General features: G+C 65.7%; 7 protein-coding genes. 2 read left to right on the top strand and 5 right to left on the bottom strand.

Annotated features, from left to right (window positions below; all coding sequences use genetic code 11):
- Window positions 1–155 precede the first annotated feature (155 nt).
- The 5 genes from ACFV6I_RS30115 to ACFV6I_RS30095 form a co-directional block, all read right to left on the bottom strand.
- Entirely contained in the window at window positions 156–1,007 is an 852-nt protein-coding gene (locus tag ACFV6I_RS30115; protein ID WP_380428675.1) for a hypothetical protein, read from the bottom strand.
- A 138-nt stretch (window positions 1,008–1,145) separates the two neighbouring features.
- Window positions 1,146–4,394: a trypsin-like peptidase domain-containing protein gene (locus ACFV6I_RS30110; protein WP_380428673.1), complete on the bottom strand. Its 3,249-nt coding sequence runs from the start codon at window positions 4,392–4,394 to the stop codon at window positions 1,146–1,148.
- Window positions 4,395–4,406: 12 nt separating this feature from the next.
- Entirely contained in the window at window positions 4,407–4,733 is a 327-nt protein-coding gene (locus ACFV6I_RS30105; RefSeq protein ID WP_380428672.1) for a trypco2 family protein, read from the bottom strand.
- A 27-nt stretch (window positions 4,734–4,760) separates the two neighbouring features.
- A complete protein-coding gene (locus ACFV6I_RS30100) occupies window positions 4,761–5,282 on the bottom strand; it encodes a hypothetical protein (protein WP_380428670.1) in 522 nt (173 codons plus the stop codon).
- A 75-nt stretch (window positions 5,283–5,357) separates the two neighbouring features.
- Window positions 5,358–5,879 carry a TetR/AcrR family transcriptional regulator gene (locus ACFV6I_RS30095; protein ID WP_380428682.1) on the bottom strand — a complete coding sequence of 174 codons (522 nt, stop codon included), beginning with the start codon at window positions 5,877–5,879 and terminating at the stop codon, window positions 5,358–5,360.
- A 307-nt stretch (window positions 5,880–6,186) separates the two neighbouring features.
- Here ACFV6I_RS30095 and ACFV6I_RS30090 point away from each other — a divergent pair, with 307 nt between their 5' ends.
- On the top strand, window positions 6,187–7,152 hold the full coding sequence (locus tag ACFV6I_RS30090) for an alpha/beta hydrolase family protein (protein WP_380428668.1): 966 nt from the start codon (window positions 6,187–6,189) through the stop codon (window positions 7,150–7,152).
- 305 nt (window positions 7,153–7,457) lie between these two features.
- Window positions 7,458–7,886 (top strand): hypothetical protein, encoded by a 429-nt coding sequence (locus ACFV6I_RS30085; RefSeq protein WP_380345889.1) that lies wholly within the window; start codon window positions 7,458–7,460, stop codon window positions 7,884–7,886.
- Window positions 7,887–7,992 lie beyond the last annotated feature (106 nt).

Here is a 7,992-nt window from a genome sequence, read left to right as displayed (position 1 = left end):
ACTCCACCCCCCCCTCGCCCCCACCGCTTGGGGGGGCCCCCCGCCCCTATCGGGGGGGGGGGGTAGGGGACACTCCTCCCATCCCCCGCAACCTGCAGATCCCAGTGACCAGCGATAGCGAGGTCACAGGGGAACCTGGCAGGTCACAGCAGTGATCAACAACTAGCGCTGTCGATGGTGGATGGGGGACGATCATCAACAACAATGCGTGTCCTGGTAGCAGCACTCTGCAAAGGCAGCGCATTGTTGATAACAGAGGTGATTCGCCTGTAGTACGTCGAGGCGAGCGCCCGGTCCTCGCGTGATGTCGTGTCCAAGTGCTGGGTTGTGTAAAGGGCGCTGAGAATGGCGATCAACGTCCGTCCGGAGAGCGTCACAACTGTTTGCTCGTCGTCGCCGTCTGCGGCCAGCCCGGGAACACGGAAGTGGGCGTTCCGTGCGGCCTGCTCCACAATGAACGCCCATGCGTCGCGATGACAGATCAGGTCTGCCGCGCTGACGCCAGCGGCTTTTTCAAGCACAGCATCCAGTGCCTCGTGTTCGACCGATGACAGGGCCCGGCTCTCGGGCGCGAGGGCGGATGAGCCCAGCGCTTCCTCGCACGAAGCTAGAACGGACGCGGCAGGCGTGGCAACCGTCTCGAGACCGACTGCGACCGCGGGCTCGCCGGAGCGCTCCGCCGGCTCGTCATCGACTTCTGCCCGCACTTCAGCCGCTTCGCGACGTGCCGTCTCAAGCTCGAGGCGAAGGGACTCCGATTCGCGGCGAGCTTCGGTGATGCTCTTGTGGGCATCGTTGAGCTCGCGGCGGAGTTCGCGCAAGTCGTCGCGGAGATCTTGCATGCCAGTGTCCAAGCTGGCTCCGAGCTGCTGCCGAAGGTCGGCCTGAAGCCTGCGGATTTCGGCCAGGCCGGCGCGCAGCTCCTGACCAAACTCGGTCCGCAGCAGCGCGAGTTCGTCGGCACCGCGCTTGCCATGTTCGTTGGTGAAACGGCCGAACATCGCCATGCCAGTCCCCTCTTAATCCGAAATACGGCGGCGGTCTAAGGATCGCGGCTTCGGAGGGAGCCGTGTCTGAGTTCTTCGCGAGGTGACCTAATCCTCCGGTTTGCAGTCCGAAACTATGCCATAACACGCTGTATGACATCAGAGGTCGCGCTCTGCAGCGCTCACACGCTTGGAGGCTGCGGCCGAAGGGTCGATAGTGATAGTCCATCTGGCAACAGGACCATCACCTGGCGGTGGAGCACTGGTTACGACGCCAAGGCAGGCTAAGGGGCGGGCATCAAAGATGGACTTGAGCTCTTTGGCAGTGTCAACGCTGATTTGGTGACAGGCAAGAAGGATTCTCGGCCTCCACAGGTCGTTCGAAGCGTCGCGCAGTCGAGCGTCGCGAGGATGTTTAAGGCCCAGACTCTGAAGTTCGGAGCGGACCTGGGCAGCATGGGCACGGGCAGCCCCGAGCGTAGCCTCAAGGCTTTCGTGCGACGTGGAGCGACTAGCGGAGTGCAGGTCCTCAGGGATCCCAGAGACATGAACATGTGGTCGGCTGTCACGGGGCCGGGCCTCTAGCTCGAAGGCCAGTTCACCGAGAATATTTTGGACCTGCGAGTGAGGCCCATCGATGTGGATGAGTCTGACTTGCTCGAGATCCGCCAATGCGACCGTTCCATCAGGCCTCCAGCCAAGGTGTACCAGCGCGGGGTAGGCATGCAACGAAGAACTCGTCCCACTATCGAGCAGCAGGGTGCGGTCACCGCCGCAGCGCCAAACGGCGTTGCGGCCGTCTGAGTGGAACGGGGGAATGGCCGGAGCGGCGACTGCGAGGTTCAGATCGATTGTGCCGTCCACGCCGAGAAGAATCGTGTTGATCGCCGGGAGAGGGCTTCCAGACCGACGTGCCTCCTCAGTGAGGAGCCCCAGTGCACGGTCCAGCCGTTGCTGCCTGCCGCCGTCGATGAAAGCGCCACTCGTGAAGCGGAAGCGGGCAGGCACGGGGTTGTGGGCGCCTGGGAAAGCCTGAGCGGGGAGGTAAATCGCCAATTCAGGTGGCTGGTGTGCCCTCCTCGCTGAAGACGAAGGGGAACGGCCGGGGGACGTCGACGACTGGGTGTGGTCATTTCCTGTCAGGTTGGTGCTGGGGTGAACACCGTCCACCATGGGAGGCGCGGTGGTGCGATCTGACGGCCTGCCGGAGGACCCAGACTCGGGTCCGGAGTCGATGGGCTGGGCATCGACCTGCTCCATGGCCGGGCTTGTGGACCGCACCAGTTGGTCCAACAAGTCGTCAATGCGCCCGAGCTGAGCGACGACTTCCTGCCCACTGGTGTCTTCCCTCTCTGCTGCGGCGGACTTCAGAGCAGTCAGCCAGGCGGCTGCGTCGGTCGAGGGAAGCTCGGCGGTGACATCGACGGCTGTGGAGAGAAGGACGTCTGCCGCAACAGTGACGGCACGAACGATGCTGCCGGTAAGGGCAGGCTGATGTGTGCTCGCTCGCGCCAGGACGGTCAGAGCCCTGTGCTGCTGGGTAGTGGAAAGATCAGCATCGGGGAGGATATGAGTAATGAGCTCGTTGTCGCTGTCACGGTCTGCCTGGGCAATGAGTTCCGCGGCCAGAATATCCGGACTCATCGTTCCCCAACGGGCACCATCTGTCGCCGGGTACAGGTCGGCGAGCATCTGCTCGATACGACGGATTCTTTCGCGGTCCGGTAGCTGTGGCGTGCCAAAGTCACGGTCGTGGAAGCGAAGGGCTGCCATGACAGCGTTCAACGCGTCCCGACGCTTCTCGGCACCAGTGATGCGCTGCACAGCTACCAGTTGACGGAGCAAGTCGCGCTGGGTGGAAAAGAGATTCTCCAGGCCATGTGCGCGAGCGCTGTGCCTCCAATATCGGCTCTCATGGGCCAGCAAGACATCGACCGGGCGGACTGTGTCGGCGGCGGGAAACTCAGTATCCTCCAGTACCTGAGCGAGAGCGGCCATGTGGATGGAGACAACGACCTCTTCGGCTGCCTTGACCACATGCTCATTGCTTGACGCGTCCGGCACCTCGGTCACGCTGGGCTCATCCCAGTCCGCCAGCGATCCGTCGAGTCCTGAAAGGTGCGCAATACGTTGGCGGAAGGCCTGGGTTGCGACTTCGAAGTTACGGACAGTGCCGACGCCTTGATGCACCGATGCCGGAGTCAGCCGCACTTCAGTGCCCTGCTCCATCACCGGGGAACCCCGCCACTCCATCTCGAGGTCCGTCCACCAACGGTTAGTGGGTCTCGCAAGCAGCAGCACCCGCACCTTGTCGAAGGCGTGGCGCGATCCAGCGAAGAGTCGTAGTACCTCCTCGACTTGATCCATCCGAGTCTCAGCGTAGTCGAGAACCAGCAGAAGCGGCCGAAGGTTCGTCTTCAACGCGTCCAGCGCCGAGCTCGCTCGCTGTACATCGGACAGAAACCCAGCCGTCCACGGTGAACGTCGCCGGGTTATCCGCCGAATCAACTCGGTAGCCAGCCGTGTCTTTCCCACACCTCCCGGGCCGAAAACCACGGCCACGTCCACAACACGACTACTGGTACACCAGGAGGTTAGAGCGGCGATCTCCTCTTGCATGCCCGTGAACGGCACAACCTCGGCCTGCGGTGAGAGGAGATACGACGGCGACAAGCGAGGAACGGGCGCCTCATGGAAGAGCGGACTCTGGTCAGCTGACTCCAGCTGAGGTGCAACGCCGGCGTGCTCGGTTATCACGGATGTGAAGTCGGCAAGTGCCAGGAGACGTCGCACAGGCAGAACCCACAATGTTTGGCCTCGCCAGGCTGGCGGTACCGCCTCCACCACACCGATCAGGATCTCGTGACAGAACAGACCTGCCCCTGACAAACCGCTCCAGCCGTTGTCTCCGCTTGCCTGGGCTGGGTGGGCGTTGGAGACGTCCATATCGTACTTGGATGCGTTCAGACCGGTCACGGCACTGACGTGACCCACGACTTGACGGCTGTCGTGCACCACTGCACGACTGCCGTCCGGACGGGCAGTTGTTCGCCGCATGGCCTGTGGAAACCCGACGGCCGAGCATTCTGGACGGACATCTGGGCTCGGGCACGTTAGCTCGCCCCACCTCACGGGCGCCAGACCCCGGCCAAGCTGGCTAGGGTCCGCACGTAGGAGCACCGCATCCAGTTCCCGGTCGCCGACCCATACGACCTCAACCAGATGCTCCTGTCGGTCACGCAGCACGCGCACCCGTATCCGCGCGTCCGACGAGACCTGGCCCCCACAGGTCCGAGAGACAACATGCAACGCTGTCAGCACCAAACCGGGGGCGACCAAGGTGCCCGACCCACATCCACCATGGGCGCCGAGAACTTCCACCGTTCTCGGCCAACTCGCAGCCCCCACCGCCTACCCCGGCTACTCGAAGAGGCTCTCGCCAACCGTCTCCCCGAAGTCGGAGGCACTCCCACCGATCAGCACGTTGTCCGAGCCATCGACCTCAAAGTTGATCGTCAACCGGTGAGTTCGGGACTTCGACCATTCACCCTTCGCTTCCGTGGAGACCACGAACGCCTTCACACCACCCGACGCTGTCCCACTCGACCGTAGTTCAATCCCTAGATCCAAGGTCACTTCTTTGACCTTGAACCGGATGGCAGACCCGTCTCCTTCTTGCTGAGCAGCGACCAGACCTGCCCGAACAGCCATGAGCGCCTCGGCCAACTCAGTCCCGTTTCGCTCCACGAACTCTCCCTTTCCGATGCCCTGCGATCAAGTGTGAGACAGGGCCAGGCTCCACCGCAGGCGTTTCTCTGTAGCTGTTACCGCTCCGGGCCGGCTGCACACCGGATCTCCTTGCCTCGGTGATCCAACTTCGCTGCTCATCCCAGGTTTTGGAGGCTCACCCCTTCGCTTGATGCCCACGTCAGCGATGGCGATCGAACTAACGTTCCATGACGCGAAAAGAACTGCGTCCAACAGCTCGGCGGAGCTTGCGGTCGGCTTCGACAGCGCCCGCTCCCTGCAGCAAAAGTCGAGGTGGTCGATCTCGTGGGCAATGAGGCGGGCAAAGCCGAACTCGCAGGTGGCGATGGAGTCGACGTCCATGCACAGTGGGCAGGACACCAGGCCACGGACGTCGAAGAAGCTGAGGCGGCCCTCGCACTGTTCGTCAGCCTCGCTGATGGCCAGCAGTGCACCGGTGGACAGATGGCGCAGAAAGAGGAGCCGCTGCTCGTGGCACGTGCAGCTAATCTCGTGTCGCAGTCCGGGGGCGTCGCGCGACTCGGTCACTCGCGACGGCAGCCTGGTAGCGACGTTCTCCGGGTGCGCCCCACCACGGGACCGCTCGTTTGGACCCCTCGCGCGTCAGCGTGACGGGGGTCGCTGGAGACCCTGGAGGAGCAGGTCGACCAGGCGGCGGGGGTCGTAGCGGGGGTCCCCGTCGCGGCCGGCGCAGAGGTTGCCGATGCCGCGCATCAGTTCGTAGGCCTGCGTTCCGGGCCTGATCTCGCCGGCCTCGGCCGCGGCGGCGAGCAGCTGTGCGCAGACGGGCACCAGGCGGTCGAGGAAGTAGGCGTGCAGCGCGTCGAAGCCGCTGCCGTCCGACTGCAGCGCGTTGGCGAGTCCGTGCTTGGTGACCAGGAAGTCGACGAAGAGGTCGACCCATTGGCGAAGTGCCGCGAACGGGGAGTCGGCCTCGGCGAGCAGGGCCGGGCCGGCTTCGGCGCAGGCCTCGACCTGGTGGCGGTAGACGGCGACGACGAGATCCGCGCGGGTCGGGAAGTGGCGGTAGATCGTCCCCGTTCCGACGCCCGCCCCGGCCGCGATCTCGCGGATCGGCGCGTCGACGCCGGAGGAGACGAACACCTCGGCGGCGGCGGCCAGCAGCGTCTGCCGGTTGCGCTGCGCGTCGGCCCGCCTTCCCCTCGCCGGCGACTCCCCGGGCGGGGTCTCCCCTGGCTGGGTCTCCCTGGACTGGCCCGCAGTGGACACGACGTTCTCCTTCCGACAGCCGACAGCCGACAGCCGATGACCATTGGCCGTTGGCCGTTGACTAAGCGGAACGATGTTCCGTATAGTAAGTGGAACAAGGTTCCGGTTTCAGCATAGCCGAAACCGGACGCTCCCGACCGCCTCGCCCGACGCCGGCCGCTCAGGCCCGACCGGGAAAGGCCCCCGAAGGGACATGCGCACCATGAGTGAATCGACGCACCCGGCCGACACCTTCGGCCCGCCCGCCCCCGTCCCCGTCCTCTCCGTCAGTCCGGTCGTCCTGCCGGTGCCCGGCCGGGCCGTGGACCTGGAGGTGCGGGTCTCCGCCCCACTGACCGGGACCGACCTGCCGGTCGTCCTCCTCTCCCACGGCCAGGGCCACTCGAACCACCTCTCCTCGCTGAACGGCTACGCCCCCCTCGTCAACTTCTGGGCCGCGCACGGCTTCGCCGTGATCCAGCCCACCCACCTCAGCTCGACGACGCTGGACCTCGCCCCCGACACCCCCGGGGCCCCCATGTACTGGCGGTCCCGGGCCGAGGACATGACGCACATCCTCGACCGGCTCGACGCGATCGAGGCCGCCGTCCCCCAGCTCCTCGGACGCCTGGACCACGGCAGGGTCGCCGTCGCCGGACACTCGATGGGCGGGCACACCGCGAGCCTGCTGCTCGGCGCCCGGCTCACCGACCCCGACGACGGGATGACCGTGAACCTGGCCGAGCCCCGGATCACGGCGGGCGTCCTCCTGGCCGCACCCGGCAGGGGAGGCGACGACCTCACCCCGCAGGTGGCCGAGAACTACCCCTTCCTCTCGACCCCGGACTTCTCCCGGATGACGACGCCCACGCTCGTGGTCGCCGGGGACAAGGACGCCTCCGCCCACCTGACGGTCCGGGGCCCGGACTGGCACACCGATCCGTACACCCTCTCCCCCGGCCCCAAGTCGCTGCTCACCCTGTTCGACGCGGAGCACGGACTCGGCGGGATCTCCGGATACGACGTCGCCGAGACCACGGACGAGAACCCCGCACGGGTCGCGCTGCTCCAACGGCTCACCTGGGCCTACCTGCGCACCGCACTCCACCCCGGCGACCCCGCCTGGCAGACGGCATGCGAGGCGCTGGCGGCCGAAGCCGACCCGCTCGGCCGGGTCGACTCCAAGTAGCACCGACCGAGCGCGTGCGTCATTCGACGTCGTCTCCTCGGTGAGTGTGAGGGCGCGGGTGGTCGACGGCCGACGACCACCCGCGCTACTCCACCGGCGAAACGTGCAGCGCAGGAAGCGTCGATCGACATCCCAGAAATCTGGGATTGTCATGACCCCGCCGCCATTGTGAGGATGCGTGAGGCGCGCCCCGGCCGATTGCTCGAACAGCCCAGGCCGAGCCGCCCGACAGCACCAATGGCCATGTCATGTTCCACACATGCCACCACCCGGGCCCATCGGGGGCGGCGAGAAGGAGACAGATCATGAGGAGCAGGATCAAGGCACTGATGGTGGCCGCGGCGGTCTCGGGATCGCTCGCGTTCGCGGCGGCCCCGGCGGAGGCGGGCACGGCGACGGTCGGCATCTGCCACTCCGTCTGGGGCGGGGACTTCTACTGTGCCTCGGACGACCCCAACCACGGCGAGGCATGGCTGCACCTGCCCCAGGGCCAGGACGAAGTGTTCGTCATCGGCACGGACGGGGCGGTCTGGACCCGCTGGAACGGGATGAACGGGACATGGCTGAGCGACTGGAAGAGCATGGGGGGACACTTCCAGGTCACCACACCGGCCGTCCGCACGTGGGCCAACCCCGACAGCTACACCATCTCGGCGATCGGCACCGACGGCAGGCAGTGGGTCAACTCCCGTAACAACCTCTCCGGCAACTGGAGCGGCTGGTCGCCCTTCTGATCTTCGGACGGATACCGGTAGGCAAGCGGCGGCCGATCATCGCCCCGGACCACGTTCCAGGACGACAGTCCACCCACCCACCAGCGCAGCCGCCCCGCCACTGCGC

Origin of the sequence: Kitasatospora sp. NPDC059803, assembly GCF_042732255.1 — a bacterium.
Taxonomy (GTDB): Bacteria; Actinomycetota; Actinomycetes; order Streptomycetales; family Streptomycetaceae; genus Kitasatospora.
This window is presented reverse-complemented; position numbering and strand designations above follow the sequence as displayed.

Coding starts and splice junctions, on each gene's coding strand:
- ACFV6I_RS30115 (WP_380428675.1), bottom strand. CDS start 1,007: ATGGCGATGTTCGGCCGTTTCACCAACGAACATGGCAAGCGCGGTGCC.
- ACFV6I_RS30090 (WP_380428668.1), top strand. CDS start 6,187: ATGAGTGAATCGACGCACCCGGCCGACACCTTCGGCCCGCCCGCCCCC.
- ACFV6I_RS30085 (WP_380345889.1), top strand. CDS start 7,458: ATGAGGAGCAGGATCAAGGCACTGATGGTGGCCGCGGCGGTCTCGGGA.